At 58.5% G+C, this 18,358-nt stretch carries 11 protein-coding genes; 2 read left to right on the forward strand and 9 right to left on the reverse strand.

What is annotated here, in order from left to right; all coding sequences use genetic code 11:
* Nucleotides 1-56: 56 nt before the first annotated feature.
* The 9 genes from bamB to ACU4F7_RS16665 form a co-directional block, all read right to left on the reverse strand.
* The gene (gene bamB, locus ACU4F7_RS16625; protein WP_481637376.1) at nt 57-1,238 is read right to left on the reverse strand and encodes an outer membrane protein assembly factor BamB; all 1,182 of its coding nucleotides are present in this window, start codon (nt 1,236-1,238) and stop codon (nt 57-59) included.
* 10 nt (nt 1,239-1,248) lie between these two features.
* Nucleotides 1,249-1,869, reverse strand: a complete 621-nt coding sequence (locus tag ACU4F7_RS16630) for a YfgM family protein (RefSeq protein ID WP_024558735.1) — start codon at nt 1,867-1,869, stop codon at nt 1,249-1,251.
* Between the two features lie 36 nt (nt 1,870-1,905).
* Nucleotides 1,906-3,180, reverse strand: a complete 1,275-nt coding sequence (gene hisS / locus ACU4F7_RS16635) for a histidine--tRNA ligase (protein WP_481637377.1) — start codon at nt 3,178-3,180, stop codon at nt 1,906-1,908.
* Nucleotides 3,181-3,292: 112 nt separating this feature from the next.
* On the reverse strand, nt 3,293-4,411 hold the full coding sequence (gene ispG, locus ACU4F7_RS16640) for a flavodoxin-dependent (E)-4-hydroxy-3-methylbut-2-enyl-diphosphate synthase (RefSeq protein WP_024558737.1): 1,119 nt from the start codon (nt 4,409-4,411) through the stop codon (nt 3,293-3,295).
* A gap of 26 nt (nt 4,412-4,437) precedes the next feature.
* Nucleotides 4,438-5,463, reverse strand: a complete 1,026-nt coding sequence (gene rodZ, locus ACU4F7_RS16645) for a cytoskeleton protein RodZ (protein ID WP_481637378.1) — start codon at nt 5,461-5,463, stop codon at nt 4,438-4,440.
* A gap of 397 nt (nt 5,464-5,860) precedes the next feature.
* Nucleotides 5,861-7,027 (reverse strand): dual-specificity RNA methyltransferase RlmN, encoded by a 1,167-nt coding sequence (gene rlmN, locus ACU4F7_RS16650; protein ID WP_024558739.1) that lies wholly within the window; start codon nt 7,025-7,027, stop codon nt 5,861-5,863.
* Between the two features lie 178 nt (nt 7,028-7,205).
* Entirely contained in the window at nt 7,206-7,637 is a 432-nt protein-coding gene (gene ndk, locus ACU4F7_RS16655) for a nucleoside-diphosphate kinase (protein WP_029593599.1), read from the reverse strand.
* 165 nt (nt 7,638-7,802) lie between these two features.
* The gene (pbpC, locus tag ACU4F7_RS16660) at nt 7,803-10,109 is read right to left on the reverse strand and encodes a peptidoglycan glycosyltransferase PbpC (protein WP_481637379.1); all 2,307 of its coding nucleotides are present in this window, start codon (nt 10,107-10,109) and stop codon (nt 7,803-7,805) included.
* 27 nt (nt 10,110-10,136) lie between these two features.
* Nucleotides 10,137-15,101, reverse strand: coding sequence for an alpha-2-macroglobulin family protein (locus ACU4F7_RS16665; protein ID WP_481637380.1), 4,965 nt, complete (start codon nt 15,099-15,101; stop codon nt 10,137-10,139).
* A 321-nt stretch (nt 15,102-15,422) separates the two neighbouring features.
* Here ACU4F7_RS16665 and ACU4F7_RS16670 point away from each other — a divergent pair, with 321 nt between their 5' ends.
* Together ACU4F7_RS16670 and ACU4F7_RS16675 are read left to right on the forward strand one after the other, a co-directional pair.
* Complete coding sequence (locus tag ACU4F7_RS16670; RefSeq protein ID WP_481637381.1) at nt 15,423-16,967, forward strand: PTS transporter subunit EIIC; 1,545 nt, start codon at nt 15,423-15,425, stop codon at nt 16,965-16,967.
* A gap of 12 nt (nt 16,968-16,979) precedes the next feature.
* A complete protein-coding gene (locus tag ACU4F7_RS16675) occupies nt 16,980-18,344 on the forward strand; it encodes a 6-phospho-alpha-glucosidase (RefSeq protein ID WP_481638747.1) in 1,365 nt (454 codons plus the stop codon).
* Nucleotides 18,345-18,358 lie beyond the last annotated feature (14 nt).

The following is an 18,358-nucleotide window of genomic DNA, read 5'->3' on the forward strand; positions in this document are numbered from 1 at the left end:
AGGAAACGGCCCCTGTGCGATTCAGGAGCCGTTTTTCTGTGCTACGCCCGTTCTGATTAACGCGTAATGGCGTAGAGCGTGCCGTCTTTTGCCTGAATCAGCAGTTTGTCATTCGCGACGACCGGTTCCGTAAGGAAGCCTGAACCGTCAACTTTCTGCTGAGCGACAAAGCGGCCGTCATCGGTGTTGATCCAGTGCATATAGCCTTCACTGTCGCCCACCACCAGATAACCATTATACAACGCTGGCGCGGTGAGGTTGCGGTGCAGCAGATCGCTTTGCGTCCAGAGCGTGACGCCGCCTTCGGTGTTAAGCGCCAACAAGCGATCGTTCTGATCAACCAGGTAGATACGGCCGCCGTCAACGACGAAATCATTCACCGAACCGAGTTCACGTTTCCACATGATCTGGCCAGAGCGCAGATCCAGTGCAGTCAGGTTGCCGTTATAAGCGAGCGCATAAACGACGCCGTTAACCACGACCGGAGTAGTATCCACATCGCTCAGGCGGTCGATTTCGGTTGCGCCTGTCGCCTGGGAGATACGCTGTTGCCAAATCATCTGCCCCTGCTGCATCAACACCGCGCTGACGCGACCGTTGTCGCCACCGACGATGGCGGCGCCATAAGCGGTGGTCGGCGCAGATTCGCCGCGCAGAGAAAGCGAAGGCATATCCAGGTTAACGGTCCATTTTACAGCGCCGTCGCTCTCGTTAAGCGCCTGCAGAATGCCGTTGCTGGTGTGCACCAGCACCAGGCCATCGCTGACTATCGGACGGGAAAGCGCTTCGCCCGCGACGCGAGTCTGCCACGCAATAGTGCCGTCTGCGGTGTTAAGCGCGTAGACCTGCGCTTTTTCACTGCCGACATAAGCATGCGCCCCTGCGACGGTTACGCCGCCGGAAAGCAGCGCCGGACGGTTGCGGGAAAGCCAGCCGGTTTTCTCAGAAAGATCGACGCGCCAGACCTCTTTGCCGTCGGCGATGTTCATGGCTTTGACAACACCTTGACGGTCCGCGGCGTAGACAGTGCCATCCTGGAAAGCCGGGTGCAGGTTGGAGTAAAAATCGCCAATCCCGTCGCCTACCGAAGCGCTCCATGCGGTTTGCGGATCAAACTGGTTTTCAACCGTCGGTAACGGCGACATTTTCACCACATCTTCTTCACCGCTGAACAGTGAACACCCGCTTAACAGCGTAACGGAAAGCAGCCCTGGCAGAAGTAATTTACGCAATTGCATCGGGTCCCTCTCAGACGGACAAGTTATTAATTTTCATCTGGATCATCTCACGAAGCGCCGGGGAGCTATCGCTCTCCACCCCTTTGCTCCACGCCTCGCGTGCACCCTGCTTGTCGCCTTTGCTCAGCAGCGCTTCACCGCGCAGGTCGGCGACAATCGCCGTCCAGCCCGCGCCTTTTACCGACTCCAGCGTTTTCAGCGCCGCGTCAGCCTGCTTAAGCTGAACCTGAACGCGCGCCAGACGCAGATTAATAAGCGCCTGGAGATTTTCATCTTTCGTGCTGTTCAACCCTTGCTGGAGTTGCGCGGCAGCCTTGTTCAGATCGTTTTTATCAACGTACTGCTGAGCAAGCTTCAGCGACGCCAGCGCGCCGTAGTTGTTTTTATTCTCCGCAGCGAACTGCTCTACGGCAGTCAGCGATTGCGGATTATCGGCGCGTACGCCGGAAACGGCATTGTCATAGGCCAGCGAAGCGCTGCGCGCTGACTCCACTTCATGGCTTGTCCAGTAGCGCCAGCCTACCAGCGCACCAATCCCTAATACCACCCCGACCGCCAGCGCTTTGCCGTTCTCTGCAAAGAAACGCTTTACTGCGTCAACCTGGTCGTTTTCGTTCTCGTAGATTTCCACGCTGTCCTTCTCCTTAACGATAAATCGCCGGGGACATTAACCCAGCAGCGCCTGCAGGTGAGCCGCAACCTCGCTTTGCGCGACGGTTTGTTGTTCACCTGAACGCAAGTCCTTCACGACGACCTGACGGTTCGCCACTTCGTTTTCGCCGAGCACAAGCGCAACGCGAGCGCCCCACTTGTCCGCGCGGGCGAACTGTTTTTTGAAGTTGCCGCCGCCGTAGTTCGTCATCAGCTTGCCTGCCGGGAACGCATCGCGTACCGCTTCAGCCAGCAGCATCGCCGCCGTCTGGGTACCGTCGCCGGAAGCAACCAGGTAAATATCGACAACAGAATCGGCTTTAAATTCCGGATTCACAGCCTGAACCAGTAAAACGAGGCGCTCAAGACCCATAGCGAAGCCAACGGCCGGAGTTGTGCGACCGCCAAGTTGCTCGACCAGGCCATCGTAACGCCCGCCCGCGCAGACGGTGCCCTGCGAGCCGAGGCTGCTGGTCACCCACTCAAACACGGTGCGGTTGTAGTAATCGAGACCGCGCACGAGGCGCTGATTGACGCTATAACCGATGCCCGCCGCATCCAGGTATGCGCACAGACCAGCGAAATGCGCGCGTGACTCGTCATCCAGGTAATCGCCAAGCTTCGGCGCATCGTTGAGCAACGCCTGCACTTCCGGGTTTTTAGAATCCAGCACGCGCAGCGGGTTGCTGTACATACGGCGTTTGCAGTCTTCGTCGAGCTTATCAACGTGCTGCTCAAGGAAAGCCACCAGCGCATCACGATAGTTCGCGCGCGCTTCCAGCGAACCGATAGAGTTGAGCTCCAGAGAAACGTGGTCAGCGATGCCGAGCGCGCGCCACCAGCGAGCGGTCAGCATGATTAACTCAGCGTCGATGTCTGGCCCCTGCAGGCCAAATACTTCAACACCCAACTGATGGAACTGACGATAGCGCCCTTTTTGCGGACGCTCGTGGCGGAACATCGGCCCGATGTACCACAAGCGCTGTTCCTGATTGTACAGAAGACCATGTTCAATACCGGCGCGCACGCAGCCCGCGGTCCCTTCAGGACGCAGAGTCAGGCTATCGCCATTGCGGTCCTCAAAGGTGTACATCTCTTTTTCAACCACGTCGGTGACTTCACCGATGGCGCGTTTGAATAACGGGGTCTGCTCTACAATCGGCAAACGAATTTCGCTGTAACCGTAGCTGCCGAGCACCTGTTTGAGAGTGCTTTCAATGCGCTGCCAGATGGCGGTTTCGCCCGGCAGGTAATCGTTCATGCCGCGAATGGCTTGAATGTTTTTTGCCACGTTTATTCTCTTATTCAATACAAAAAATGAACCCGAATCAGGCCCGCAGCCAAATCGCGACGCGCCATGCGGGTTCAATCATACACGGGAAGCCAGACGCTTCCCAGTTGCCTTATTTTTCCAGTTGCTGCACGTTGATGCGCTGGCTTGCATCGAGCATGGCGGCTTTAGCGCGGATCTTCGCTTCAAGCTGGCTTATCATCTCTTCGTTGTCGAGACGATCTTTACGCACGCCCTCTTCGTAAAAGCCGCTCTTTTTGTTGCCGCCGGTTACGCCAAGCGTGGAAACCAGCGCTTCGCCCGGTCCGTTTACCACACAGCCGATAATAGAGACATCCATCGGCGTGATGATATCCTCCAGGCGCTGCTCCAGCGCGTTCACGGTGCCGATAACGTCGAACTCCTGGCGCGAGCAGGTCGGGCAGGCGATGAAGTTAATGCCGCGGGAACGAATGCGCAGGGATTTGAGAATATCGAAGCCGACTTTGATCTCTTCCACCGGGTCGGCGGCAAGCGAAATGCGCAGGGTATCGCCGATACCTTCAGACAGCAGCAAACCGAGGCCGATAGCTGATTTCACGGCGCCCGCGCGTGCGCCGCCCGCTTCGGTGATCCCAAGATGCAGGGGTTGATCGATCTGCTTTGCCAGCAAGCGATAAGATTCGACCGCCAGGAACACGTCGGAGGCCTTCACGCTCACCTTGAATTGATCGAAGTTCAGACGATCGAGATGATCGACGTGGCGCATGGCGGATTCCAGCAGCGCCTGCGGCGTCGGCTCGCCATATTTTTCCTGCAGATCTTTTTCCAGCGATCCGGCGTTCACGCCGATGCGGATAGGAATATTTTTATCGCGCGCGCAGTCTACTACCGTGCGGATGCGCTCTTCGTTGCCGATGTTGCCGGGGTTAATGCGCAGGCAATCGACGCCATATTCCGCCACCTTCAGGGCGATGCGGTAGTCGAAGTGAATGTCCGCCACCAGCGGCACGCTGACTTGCTGCTTGATGAGTTTAAACGCCTCGGCGGCGTCCATGGTAGGAACCGATACGCGCACGATGTCGGCGCCCACGCGCTCAAGCGCTTTGATCTGATTGACCGTCGCCTCTACATCCGTAGTGCGGGTGTTGGTCATCGACTGAACGGCGATGGGGGCCCCATCGCCGATCGGCACATTGCCGACATAAATACGTTTAGACTTTCTGCGTTGAATCGGCGCTGCGTTATGCATGAAATTTCTCCCTCACTGCCCGTCTGTTACTGCGTTACTGATTGTTCGGCATTGAGGGTCAGACGAGCAACCTGGTTAGTTCTGATAAAACGACTTAAATCAACCGGTTTACCCTGATACTGGATCTGGACTGCGGACGGCGCGCCAATTTTGAGTTTGTAAGGCGCCTCGCCAGAAAGATTGAGGTTAGCGTCCTTACGTTGCAGCCCGCTGAACAATTTCTTACCCGTAGCGTCCGTGACTTCCAGCCAGCAATCGGCGGTGAAGTTCATTACCAGCGCGTTAGCATCCGCCGCAGGCGCCGTCGCCGCCTGGTCAACCGGCAACTGACCGGCTGCAGGCGCAGGCTGCTGCGCTGTGGCGTCTACGTTCGCCTGGCTCGGCGAAACGACAGCCGGCTGCTGCGGCTGCACCGGCGTCGCGGTCGGCGCGCTGGTTTGCGCCGTAGCGGCGGGCGCACTGGCGGCAGAGGTGCTGGTTTCGTCCGGGAGATCGGCAGGCGGCGTCGCCTGCACGGTGGATTGATCCTGAGCCGCGACGGCGTCGCCGGTATTCAGGGGAACGGCCTGGCCCTGGCCGCCGGAAGCGTTCAGTTCAGCGCTTGACTGATCGGCCATGGTGGTTATCTCTTCCTGCTGCGCTTTGTGGTTCTGCCACCACCAGGCGCCTGTCAGGCCGACTACCACAAACAGGATAAGCCAGGTAAAGCTCATCAGCCAGCCGTCGCGTTTCTTACGGCGTTTGCCCAGCGCGTAAGTCTGCATCGGCGCGACTTTGGCGGTTTTAACGGGCACCTGCTTAGCCATCATCGGCAGCAGTTCTTCTTCCGGAATATGCACCAGGCGCGCATAGGAACGGATGTAGCCACGCAGGAAAGTCGACGCCAGATCGGCAGGCGCTTTATCCTCTTCGATATCGCGAACTGTAGAGAGCTTCAGGCAAAGGCGTTCCGCCACGACCTGCTGGCTAAGTCCGAGTTGTTCACGAGCAAGACGAAGACGTTCGCCCGTGGTTTGTGCTGCATTGTGTTCGTGAGTGGCTTCAGTATTCATTAGCTACAACTGCTGGTACTGTTTTAATTAAGGAACCAGGCACCGGCTGGCGACTCTACGGTTTCCTGTATTGCCCGCCCGTACCGCGAAAACTCTGTTTGCCCATTGAAGCTTACGTGCTCGCTGTCATGCCGCGGATTGACGGTGCTTTCACCGTTAAGCCTGCATCATTGTTAACGCACGCGCCTCTGGTCAGTTAACCATAGCCAGCTTTTTATGCCCTGTCTGTTTAATGCGCACAGAACAGCCAGAATCGGCCAAGCTAAACTGTTGTTGCGACGCTACATACTGCCTCAAAGCGAGAAGAAACGCACCGTAATTATTTACACCTTACGCTTCTTTATCCTGCAAGCGGCGCGCTGGCGTAAACATCGCCAGCGCGCCGCTAGTCTGCCTGTCAGACTGCCTTAACGGCGATAGGTTCACCCTGCATACGCTTACGCATCGTACGCTTGGTGCGGTCGATTACGTCGCCAGCCAGCTGGCCGCATGCCGCGTCGATATCATCGCCGCGCGTTTTGCGCACGATGGTGGTGAAACCGTAGCTCATCAGCACCTTGGAGAAACGGTCGATACGGCTGTTAGAACTCCGTCCGTAGGGCGCGCCAGGGAAGGGATTCCACGGGATCAGGTTAATTTTGCACGGCGTATCTTTCAGCAGTTCCGCCAGCTGGTGCGCATGCTCCGTCTCATCGTTGACGTGATCCAGCATGACGTACTCAATGGTAACGCGGCCCTGATTAGCGTTGGATTTTTCCAGATAACGACGCACTGCCGCCAGGAAAGTCTCGATATTGTACTTTTTATTGATCGGGACAATTTCGTCACGGATTTCATCGTTCGGCGCGTGCAGGGAAATGGCCAGCGCCACGTCAATCATATCGCCAAGCTTGTCCAGCGCTGGCACGACGCCCGAGGTAGACAGCGTAACGCGACGTTTCGACAGACCAAAACCGAAATCATCCAGCATGATCTCCATCGCCGGCACCACATTGGTGAGGTTCAGCAACGGTTCGCCCATACCCATCATCACCACGTTGGTGATAGGACGCTGGCCGGTCACTTTCGCCGCGCCAATAATTTTGGCCGCGCGCCATACCTGGCCGATAATTTCTGAAACGCGCAGGTTACGGTTAAAACCCTGCTGTGCGGTAGAGCAGAATTTACACTCCAGCGCGCAGCCAACCTGTGAAGAGACGCACAGGGTAGCGCGATCGTCTTCCGGGATATAAACCGTTTCCACGCGCTGGTCGCCTACGGCGATGGCCCATTTTATGGTGCCGTCGGAAGAACGTTGTTCTTCAACGACTTCCGGCGCACGGATTTCCGCCACCTCTTTGAGCTTGCCGCGCAACACCTTGTTGATGTCGGTCATCTCATCGAAATCATCACAGCAATAGTGATACATCCATTTCATCACCTGATCGGCGCGAAAAGGCTTTTCGCCAAGCGTTTTGAAGAATTCGCGCATTTGCTGACGGTTCAGGTCGAGCAGGTTGATTTTTTCAGCTTTGGAAGCGGTTGCTGCTGAGGCGAGCTCAGGCGTGACAATGTGTTCAGACATAATGTATTCCGGCCTCGTTATTACACGTTATGGCCCCTGGAGGGTTAAAAAGAGACGCCCCGGTGAGCAGACACGCTCGTCCGGGGCGCAGTATTGTACAAATTCTATGGCATGGATGCCATCGCTTAAAGCGGCGCAGAAAAAATAAACCTCCCGCGGCGCTTCGGTGTTACAGCGATTAGCGGGTGCGCGGGCAAACTTCGCCTTCGCTGAAGAAGTAGGCGATTTCGCGCGCAGCGGATTCTACAGAGTCGGAACCGTGAGTGCCGTTTTCAGTGAAGCTGTCAGCGTAGTCAGCACGCAGAGTGCCAGCCAGCGCGTTTGCCGGGTTGGTTGCGCCCAGCAGGTCGCGGTGACGCTGTACCGCGTTTTCGCTTTCCAGTACGGAAACCACGATCGGGCCGGAAGTCATGAACTCCACCAGGCCGTCAAAGAACGGTTTACCTTCGTGCTCAGCATAGAAGCCGCGAGCCTGCTCAACGCTCAGATGCAGCATTTTGGTGCCAACAATTTTGAAACCAGCGGATTCAAAACGAGCAAAGATGCTGCCGATAACGTTTTTAGCTACGGCGTTCGGCTTGATGATGGAGAAAGTACGTTCAATTGCCATGATTACCTCTGTAATTGTTCTGTTTACCCGGCAGGCCGGACTGAAATTGGCGCCGATTATAATGAGCAACGTCAGCCTTGCCTATGGTTCGGAGTAACATTTTTTTAAAATAATGTTACCTTTAGCAACAGTTCATGCCTAAAGCGCCTTTTTCACCATTTTGGCTTACTGCAAAGTAAAGCGCGCCACCGCCGTTTGTCCCGCCTCATCCAGCGCCACTAATTGATATTCACCGCTTTTTTGCGGCATTAACGTTACGCTGTTGCCACTCGCTTCAAACAGCTCGCCATTCAAAAACCACCAGCGCCTTCCCTGCCCGCCCTGGCTAACAATGCGTAAGGAGAGCGCGGTCTGGCCGGGCAGCCGTTTCACTATGGTGCCATCGCTTACGCCGGAAATCAGCAGCGGCGCGACATCCTCCGCCTGCATTGGCGGGCAGCTTGCTGAGGCAGGCGGCAAGCGCGCCGCACGACGCTCTGACGCCGGAAGCCAGGGCTCCAGAGGCAAAGGCCAAAGCAGAACGTCCTTTTTTATCGCCTCGGGACAATCGGCCGCCACACGCTCGCCTTTCTTGTTAAGCCAGACAGGGCGAACGATGCCCTGGTTACTCTCCTGCCCCTGCGCCAGCAGCGTTGGCGGTTCGCTGTTGTCCAGCAGCCAGGTCGCAAGCCGGCGACGACAGTTCGGGTCGCCCGCAGGCAGAGTTTGCCCGCCAGGCCAGCAGATCGCGCCGGAAGTCACCGAAGCGGGACGCGGATCGACCGGCTGCGCGATGCGCTGGCTCTGTACGCCTGCCTGCAACAGATTGTTGATCTGATTGAGTACCGGCACGGCGCTGGCGAAACCAAACTGCCCTGCGACCGGCGTACCGTCGGGTCTTCCTGTCCAGACGCCAATGACATATTGCGCCGTGATGCCAATGGCCCAGGCGTCGCGGTAGCCATAGCTGGTGCCGGTTTTCCACGCCAGCGGCACGGTCTGCGGCAGCGAGCTGTCCGGCAGCGGTTGCGCTTCATTCGCCAGGATACGGCGAATAATCCACGCCGCGCCCTGCGACATCAGCGGACGTTCAAGTAAAGGATCCTGCGGCGTTAGCCGCAATTGCCCTGCCCGACCATGGCGGGCAAAGGCGCTATACGCCGCGACCAGTTCATCAAGCCGGGCGCCCGCGCCGCCAAGAATAATCGCAAGGCTTGGCTCAGCCGCTGGCGGGAACCGCAACTGTAGCCCGGCATTTCGCAACCTGCCGGTAAAACGTCTGGGTCCATAGGCCTCCAGCACCTGCACCGCCGGAAGGTTGAGCGAACGCACCAGCGCTTCGCTCATGCTGACCGGGCCGTTAAAACCGCTGTCGAAATTTCCGGGGCGGTAATCGCCAAAACGGCGCGGCACATCCTGTAGTAAAGAGGCGGGATGAATCAGCCCGTCATCCAGCGCGAAACCATAGATAAAAGGTTTAAGCACCGAGCCTGGAGAGCGCACGGCCGTGACCATATCCACATGGCCAAAACGGCTATCATCATCGATATCCGCTGACCCAACCCAGCCGCGCACCTTCATGCTTTGATGGTCCACCACCAGCATCGCCAGCGAGCTGCGAGCCGGTAAACGGCTTTTCAGGTTAAGCGCCAGCGCCTCCAGTTGCCGCTGAAGCGCGGCGTCGAGCGTGGAAACAATTTTTACGCCAGCCTCGCGCTGCGCCAGATGACGGGCGAAGAGCGGCGCCAGTTGCGGCATCTGACGCGGTGCGAGCCATACTGGCTCTTGCAGGGACTCTTTAACCTGCCTGTCGCTCCAGACGCCTTCCTTCGCCATTCGCCGCAGTACTTTGTCGCGCGCAGCCTGAGCGCGCTGCGGCCAGCGGTCGGGACGCAGCCGGCTCGGCGCCTGCGGCAACACTGCCAGTAGCGCAGCGTCGGCGTAGCTCAGCCGTTCAGGCGATTTGCCCAGATAGGCCCAGCTTGCTGCGCCCACGCCCTGCAGCGTACCGCCGAAAGGCGCGCGGTTAAGATAGAGCGTGAGGATATCCGTTTTTGAAAGGTGCCACTCCAGCTGCAGGGCTCGCCACAGTTGGCGAAGCTTGCCGCCAGGCGTGCGCGGATGCGGATCCAATAAGCGCGCCACCTGCATGGTAAGCGTGCTGCCGCCGGAAACGACATGGCCCGCCCGTAGATCCTGCCAGGCGGCGCGCAGCACGGAAAAAGGGTTTACGCCGGGGTGTTTCCAGAACCAGCGGTCTTCGTAGTTCAGCAGCGCCTCAAGATAGCGGGGCGAAACCTCATTCACAGAGACGGGATAACGCCAGATGCCGTTTTCATCGGCAAAGCGCCACAGCGGCACGCCCGCTTCCGTGACGACGACACGCGCAGGATGCACTTCGCGCAGCGGCAGAGGCCAGAGCCGGTCGGCGCTCCACAGCATCAGCATCAACAGGAGCGGCAGCGCCGCCAGCCAGAGCCAGCGACGCCGCATTAAACGCCTTCTCACAATAAGGCTCGTTTAAGGCGTAACACTGAGGATTTCACCGCCCGCGCCGTTAGCTCGCCACTGGGGAATATACATCGACTCAACCTGCGGAGCAGGAATGGTATAGCTGCCCGGCGTGACGGCACGGGCCAGGTAAACCAGCGTGACATGTTCCCCTTCGTTTACCGGCAGCGCCGCAACGAAGCGATCGTCGCGAAACTCCATGTGTTGAATGTCCAGTTGCTGCATGCGGTTAATCAGGTTTTCCGCTTCGCTGCCAGCGTTATTCAGGCTGGCGCTGGCATTTGCCATATTCTGGTTTTCCAGCTCGAGCCCGGCGGGCAGCAGATCCACAACCAGCGCGTCCGGCACCGTTTTGTCGGCCCAGACATCAAGCCAGACCATCACCAGTTCGCCGCTCTTCAGGCTGGAAAGCGGTTTCGGCTGGCCTTTGCTGTCAAGGAAGTGGCGTTCAATGTGCAGCACATTGCCGCCAGGCGCGGGCGCCTCAAGCGGATAGCCGCTGCTGTCCAGACGCAGCCAGAGCGGCGCGTTGCCCGTGTTGGTCACCTGAAGCGACGTCAGTTGTTCGCCTGCGACCGGAATCGCCTGCGCTTTATCACCCTGCAGGAACTGCCCCGGCAGCGAGGTTTGCGCCTGCCATGCCGCCGGCTGGCTTTGCAGACCGCGTCCGGCAAGGAACAGCGCGTTGCTCTCCTGGGTTGAAAGCCAGCGCTGGCTGTAAGCCTCTTCGGAAAGCGAAGTGACAAGCTGGTTCTGCGCCAGCGGCAGCAGTTTGTTTTCCTGAAGCAGCGTGAGCTTAAGCGCGTCATCGCGAAGCGTGCTGCCGTAATCGCCAAGCCAGCCGGCTTTTTCGCTGCGTCCGGTCTTAAGCCCTGTCTCTATCGCCTCTTTAGCGCGGGGCGCGTCGCCCATCAACTGCAACGCTACGCCAAGCTGCACCAGCGGCAGCCCGGAACGCGCCGCCGCGCGCTGTTCCCACAGTTCGCGAAGCGCGCCCAGCGGCGCTTTTTGCTGACGCGCCAGCACCAGGCCCGCATAGGCCTGTACGGCGAATTTACTGGCAGGCGTGTCATCGCTATAGCGCAGCGCCATCACGCCTGGATCCTGCAGGTAGCGCAGCAGGCGGTTGTTGGCTTTGTTAAGCGCTTCGTTGGAAACGCTATAGCCCTGTTCGCCAGCGCGCACCAGGAAGTCAGTAACATAGGCGGTAGCCCAGTACTCTTCCGGGCCTTCTTTATCCCACAGCCCAAAGCCGCCCTCTTCACGCTGCATTTCCAGCAGACGCGCAATACCGATATCCACCGCCGCCCGGCGCTGTTCATCGTTTTCTCCTTTAATCCCTAAAGATTTAAGCTGCGCGGCATTGGTGTAGAGCGACGGGAACAGGCCGCTGGTGGTCTGTTCAAGGCAGCCGTAAGGGTAGGCCTTAAGCTCCTGGATATAACGCGCAATGTTAAGCGGCGCCTGCCCGCTCAGCAGCAGTCGTCCGCCAAGCGTGGCGACATCCAGCCCATTCACATGACGCGCGGCGGGCGTCCAGACTTCGCCCGGGCCAAGCACGGCGCCGCTGTTGACAGTCTGCGCGGCAAAAGCCGGACGCACGCCCACTTTCCACTGTTTGACCAACGGAGCGAATGTCTCATTCGGCAGAACAAGACCGCTAATGCGAGCGCTTATTTCGCCATCGCCATAGCCCTGCCCTGCCCGCACAGGGATAAACACCGTCTGGCGAGCATTCGGCGCGAGCTGCAGTTGCTTCGTATCATTTGTTTCAAGCTGCGCCAGCCCGCTGGTCGTGAACTGCGCGGTTAACTGCTGCGGTTTATCCGTGAGGTTAGTGATATCCAGCGCCAGGCGTGAAACATCTCCGCCCGCCATAAAGCGAGGCGTGCTCAGTTCCGCAATCAGCGGCGCGGCCACGATTACCTTTCCTTCCGCGCTGCCGAAGCGATCGTCAGTCCAGGCCTGCGCCATAACGCGCAGCTCGCCGTTGAAATCGCCAATCGGCAGCGTCACCGTGCCTTCGCCATTGGCGTCCAGCAGCACCGGCTGCGCCTGCTGGGCAATAATAGTGACATGGTTGACCGGCGGTTTGCCGCCGCGGTTAAGCTCATCGCCGTCGCCGCCAAAACGCAGCGCGGCCAGCCGCCCCTGCCCTTCAATAACCTGGCCGTAGATATCGTAAATATCCGCGCCGTAGCGCTTCTGGCCGAAAAAGGCGCGCCACGGGTCAGGCGTGACGTAATCGGTGATATTAAGCACGCCGCTGTCCACTGCGGAAAGCAGCACATTAACCTTTTCAGGCATTTTGCCGTTCTTCACGCTGGCCTTCACTTTTACCGTGAGCGGCTGATTCGGGCGCATTTTTTGCGGTGATTCCAGGCTCAGCGCCAGACGACGGCTCTCGTCGCCAAGCGGTAAATGCAGCAGCCCGACGGCGCGTTTGGGGGTTGCAGAACGGGATTTATCGCCCGGGCGGACCACCAGCGCGCTGAGATAGAGATCGTGACGCTGCCAGGCTTTATCGACCGGAATCGCAATATCCAGCCCTTTTTCCGGCACGTCTATCTCCTGCCACCACAGCGGACCGTCGCTTGACTCCACCATCGCATAACCTTTGCCAGCGGCTGGAGCGGCAATGTGCAGGTTAATCGTGTCGCCTGGCTGGTAGGTCGGTTTGTCGATTTTTAGCGTAACGCGGTCCGGCCTCGGCGCCCCTGCACCGCCTTCGCTATTATCCTGCCAACTGTAGCCCGCCCAGAAACGCACGCTGCTGACAGTTTCATCCGGCGCTTTGACCTCCAGACGGTAAGACCCCCACTCCACCGGGAAGCTGACGTTGCCGGTTTCATCCGCCGCGAGATTAAGCGTTTGTTCGCCTTCCACCAGATCTTTCTGGTCGAACTGCGACTGCCAGCCTTCGTTTTCCGACCAGTTCCAGTAATAGTCGCGACGCTCGCGAATCAACCGCACCTGCAGGCCCGATACCGCCGTTTTCACGCCCTGGCTGTCGGCATAAACGATGTCGAAAGCGGCGTTGCCGCCTTCATCCACCATCGGCTGATTGGTGGTATCGCCCGTGCGGTAGTCATAAACGGCTTTGTCGCCGAATTGCGGACGAATGCCCGGCAGATTTTTAGCGGGCCATACCGCCTGCTCCACGCGGCGGGTTACCGGGCGACCGCCTGATTCCAGCAGGCTCGCCTGCAAAATAACGCGCAGCGGCGAGCGGCTTTCGCCCCACTGGCTCGGCACCTCTATCTGACCATGCCCTTCGTCATCCAGCGTAAGCTGCACTTCATCCAGGCTGCGGGAGAGATTCTCTTCAGCAATATCGCCGAACTGAAAGCCAGGCAGCGGTGCGACTGCATCTCGCAGCGGACGCACGAAAAGCTGCCCCTGGAGGCTGTTGCCGGACGCCGGTGCGCCATAAAGATAATGGCCTGTTACCGCAAAATTCACCGTATCGGCGGGCGCGATGGGCGCTTGTTGCGCCGTAATGTTCAGCGCCAGCCGCTCCGGCATAAAGTCTTCTACCTGGAAGCGCCAATCGCGGGGCAGGTTGTCGCCAGTGTTGGCGCGGATATGCCAGCCGCCGGTTGGGGCGCGGCTGTCAACCGGCAGCGCTAACTGGTACAGGCCGTTTTTCGGCTCTACCACCAGCGTGCGCGCGACCTGCCCATCCGGTTTCACCATCTCGAATTTAACCGGCTGCGCAGGCAGCGGCTTGCCGTCGCCATCGCGAAGCAGCGCGTTGAGAATGACCGTTTCCCCTGGGCGATAAAGATCGCGAGGGCCAAACATAAAGAACTGCTTGCTGTAACCCGTGTCGCCGCCAATCTGGAATTCCGCGAGATCTAACGCCGGCAGGTTGAGATCGAGCAGCGTGGTCTGTTCGCCAAGACGCGTCAGCACCAGCGCCGCCTCTTTGTGGTCATCCAGCATGGCGTGGCCGTCGCCGTCGGTTTTCGCTTCGCCAAGCGTCTGGCCCTTGTCATTCAGCAGGCGGACTTCCACGCCGCTTTGCGCCGCGCCGTTCTCAAGACTCTGGGTGAAAATATCCAGCCGGTTGTGATAACGGTGCACAGAGAGGCCGATATCGCTCAGCGTGAACAGCGTTGCGGCGTTACTGTAGTTGTAATGGCCCGCCTGATTCATAACGGCAAGATAAACGCCCGGCTGCTGCAACGGCTTGATATCGTTTAACGGCAGCAGCAGCTTTTCGCGGGTGTTGCGCGCCGGGTTGAGATCGAAACGCCCGGTATAAACCAGGTCCGCCATTTTCAGCAGTTGATCGGATTCCCAGTTGGTCAGGGAACTGCGGTACTCCCACTGACTGACGAAAGAGGGCAGCGACTCCGCCTTCACGCGATAAAAATTGACGTCGACGCTATTCACATTAAGCGCCATGACCGGCAGCCCCTGCACGACTTTCCCCGGCAGCAGCGAGCCGCGGCTGGCGAAGCCGACGCCGGGCGCTATATCGCGCGTGGTAATGGTTTTTTCATACTCCTTGCCGAAGGAGGATTTGTTGAGCGCCTGTAGCCCGCTGTCGATGGTCAGCACCAGTTCCCGGTTTGGCTCCAGATGGCGCAGACGCAGCTCTTTAAGATTGGCTGAAAGCTCCCATGCGCCATCCACTTTGCCGCTTTTTTTGTCGACCAGATGAACCACGCGCGAGAACTCCTGCTCAGGGTCGAGCGGAATGGAGAAGGCGAGCGCCAGGGCGCTTGCGCCTTCAAGCTGCACTTCCGAGGCATCGGTTAAGGCAAGCGGTTTGCCCGCGCTTTGCGCGGCCAGCTTTTGCAGCGTCGCCGAGTCGGGCTTCGCGTTTTGCGCCGCTTGCGGTTCAGGCGCGCGGCTTTGCTGCGCGCTCGCCGGGCTTACCGCCGCGTTATCGTTATTATCGCACCCCATAAGCGTAAGCGCGGCCAGCCATGCCGCCGATAAGGCAGCCAGTCGTACTCGATTCATTTTTTTATCCCTGGCCGAAACGGCCCCCAAAGGGTTTCAGTACCGGCAAGTATTATGCGCAACTTTAGCAAATACAAAAGCCACCATTTTTATTTCTGAACCGCGTCTCGCAAAGCCGATGCAAGACGATGAGATTTGCTGCTGTCCGGGCGAAAAGCCGATTTGCAACCGCGATCACAAGCCATAACGTTACATGTTACCTTGGCAGTCATTTGTTTTTAAAACAAAGAGATAGCTGGAAAGGTCCCGGCCCGGAATGTACTTTTAACGGCGTACCTTTAGCAATTACGGTTTAGCCCACTATAAAAAAGAGAGTGCTGAATGAAACGAGCCGTGAACGCCCTACAAAACTTCGGCAAGTCGCTGTACGGACCGGTGCTGATTTTACCCATCGTCGGTCTGTTTATCGCTTTCGGCAACGTGCTGGGAAATGGCAACCTTGCTGATTACCTGCCCTTCCTCGGTCACCCGGCAATTCAGAACATCGGTCAACTGATCGCGAAATCGGCGGTCTCCGTGCTGGCGAACCTGGCGCTGGTTTTCGCCGTCGGCATCCCTATAGGGCTGGCGGCGCGGGATAAAGGCTACGCGGCGCTGATTGGGCTGGTCACCTTTGTGGTCTTTATTAACGCCATGAGCGTTACGCTTGCGATGCAGGGCGAACTGGCGCCTGCCGACCAGATGCGCGCGGCCGGCCAGAGCATGGTGCTGGGCGTACAGGTGCTGGAGATGGGCGTTTTTGCCGGCATTTTGACCGGCGCGCTTTCCGGCTATCTCTATAACCGCTACTCCATCGTGCAGTTTTCCGGCGCGATGGCCATTTACTCCGGCCACTGTTTTGTCGCCATCATCATGCTGCCGGTGTCGATGGTGCTTGGGGTGATAATGAGCGAACTGTGGCCTTTCGCCCAGCACGGCATCAGCGCGATGGCGCTCGCCATTAAAGGCGCCGGACCGTTTGGCGTGGCGGTGTATGGTTTTCTCGAGCGTATCCTGGTGCCGACCGGCCTGCATCACCTCGTCTATACCCCGTTTCTTTATACCGAGCTTGGCGGCACGCAGGAGGTATGCGGCACCGTCTATCAGGGCGCGCGCAATATTTACTTTGCCGAAATGGCTTGCCCAACCGTTACGCAGCTAAGCAGCACGGTGGTATGGGACGCCCGCGGCATCAGCAAAATGTTCGGCCTGCCCGCCGCGGCGCTTGCCATGTATATGACGGCGAAACCCGAGCGCAAGGCGGCGGCCAAAGCGATTCTCATCCCGGCGGCGCTCACGTCGATGCTGGTAGGCGTCACCGAGCCTATTGAGTTCTCTTTCCTGTTTATCGCGCCGCTGCTTTTTGTGGTGCACGCGGTGCTGACAGGCCTCGGCATGATGCTGTTCTACCTGCTCGGCGTTCACGCCATCGGCGCTAACGGCATTATCGATTTCATTCTCTATAACCTGCCGCTTGGCACCGCCAAATCAAACTGGCCGATGTATATCCTGGTGGGCCTGATCATGGCGACGCTGTACTTCGTTGTTTTCCGCTTTCTCATCCGTCGCTTCGACATGAAAACCCCGGGGCGTGAAGAAGACGACCAGGAGACGCGCCTGTACAGCAAGCAGGAGTACCAGGCGAAAGGCGCCAACGAGGGCCTTGGCGAAGCGATTATCGAAGGTCTGGGCGGCCGAGCAAATATTGAAGTGGTGGACAACTGTTATACCCGCCTTCGCGTCACGGTGCGCGACGTCGCCGCCATTGATGAGCCTCGCCTGAAAGCAACCGGCGCCAAAGGAGTGATTAAGCAAGGCAATAACGTTCAGGTGGTCTACGGACTGCATGTGAAAAAGATGCGTGAAGCAGTCGAAATGTTTCTCTGACAGGAGCTTATGATGTTGAAACCTCCCTTTATTTTATCCATCGCCGGCGGCGGCAGCACCTATACGCCAGGCATTGTGAAAAGCCTGATGGTGCGCTTAAGCGATTTTCCGCTCGCCGAAATTCGTCTTTACGATATCGACAGCGCGCGCCAGGAGACCATCGCGCCGGTGGTGGAAAAGGTTATCCGCGACCACAGCCAGACCATAAAATTCACCACCACCAGCGACCCGGAAGTGGCGTTCAGCGGCGCGCATTTCGTTTTCGCTCAGATGCGCGTGGGCCAGTACAAGATGCGCGAGCAGGACGAAAAAATCCCGCTGCGCCACGGTGTGGTGGGCCAGGAGACCTGCGGTCCCGGCGGGCTGGCATATGGCTTGCGCACCATTCTGCCGATGGTGGAGCTTATCGACCTGGTTGAGCGCTACGCCGATGAAAAAGCCTGGATTGTTAACTACTCCAACCCGGCAGCGATTGTCGCTGAAGGGGTGCGCCGCCTTCGCCCGCACGCCCGCGTGCTCAATATCTGCGATATGCCCGTCGCGGCGATGCGCAATATGGGGGCGATCCTGGGCGTCGATCGCCATAAGCTGGAGGTGGATTACTTCGGCCTGAACCACTTCGGCTGGTTTACCCGCGTGATGGTAGACGGCGAAGACCGGCTGCCGGAGCTGCGTCGCCATATTGCAAAATTCGGCCTGCTGACCGAAGACGCGGCGCAAACGGACCCGCAACATTCCGATCCGTCCTGGGTGAAGACCTGGCGCAACATCAAGCCGATTATGGACCACTTCCCGGACTACCTGCCGAACCCTTATCTGCAGTACTACCTGATGCCAAACGACATCGTCGAGCATCAGGACCCGAATTACACCCGCGCCAATGAAGTGATGAATGGCCGTGAGAAAAAGCTCTTCGCCGCCGCGCAGGAGTATAAGCGCACCGGCGTGCTGCCGGATGCGTTTCATGTGGGCGTACACGGCGCGTTTATCGTGGATGTCGCCTGCTCGCTCGCCTTCGACTTACGTCAACGCCACCTGGTCATCGTCGAGAACAAAGGCGCTATCGCCAACCTGCCCTACGACGCGATGGTGGAAGTGCCCGCTTACATCACCACCGCCGGGCCGGAACCCGTGCGCATGGGCGCGGTGCCGCTGTTCCACCAGACGCTGCTGATGCAGCAACTCGCTTCAGAACAGCTGCTGGTGGAAGCCACCATTGAAGGCAGTTACGAAAAAGCGCTCCAGGCGTTTACACTTAACCGTACTGTTCCCACGATGCAGCACGCCAGAGCGATTCTCGATGAGATGATCGACGCGAACCGCGACTACTGGCCGGCGCTGCAAAAAGCCTGGCGGAACGGGGAGGCAGCGCAATAATTTCGAGCCAGCTC

Source organism: Franconibacter pulveris (assembly GCF_056780215.1).

Excerpts from the sequence above, each read along its gene's own strand:
- ACU4F7_RS16670 (WP_481637381.1), top strand. The coding sequence starts at position 15,423 with ATGAAACGAGCCGTGAACGCCCTACAAAACTTCGGCAAGTCGCTGTAC.
- ACU4F7_RS16675 (WP_481638747.1), top strand. The coding sequence starts at position 16,980 with ATGTTGAAACCTCCCTTTATTTTATCCATCGCCGGCGGCGGCAGCACC.
- ACU4F7_RS16665 (WP_481637380.1), bottom strand. The coding sequence starts at position 15,101 with ATGAATCGAGTACGACTGGCTGCCTTATCGGCGGCATGGCTGGCCGCG.
- rlmN (WP_024558739.1), bottom strand. The coding sequence starts at position 7,027 with ATGTCTGAACACATTGTCACGCCTGAGCTCGCCTCAGCAGCAACCGCT.
- ndk (WP_029593599.1), bottom strand. The coding sequence starts at position 7,637 with ATGGCAATTGAACGTACTTTCTCCATCATCAAGCCGAACGCCGTAGCT.
- ispG (WP_024558737.1), bottom strand. The coding sequence starts at position 4,411 with ATGCATAACGCAGCGCCGATTCAACGCAGAAAGTCTAAACGTATTTAT.
- rodZ (WP_481637378.1), bottom strand. The coding sequence starts at position 5,463 with ATGAATACTGAAGCCACTCACGAACACAATGCAGCACAAACCACGGGC.
- bamB (WP_481637376.1), bottom strand. The coding sequence starts at position 1,238 with ATGCAATTGCGTAAATTACTTCTGCCAGGGCTGCTTTCCGTTACGCTG.
- pbpC (WP_481637379.1), bottom strand. The coding sequence starts at position 10,109 with ATGCGGCGTCGCTGGCTCTGGCTGGCGGCGCTGCCGCTCCTGTTGATG.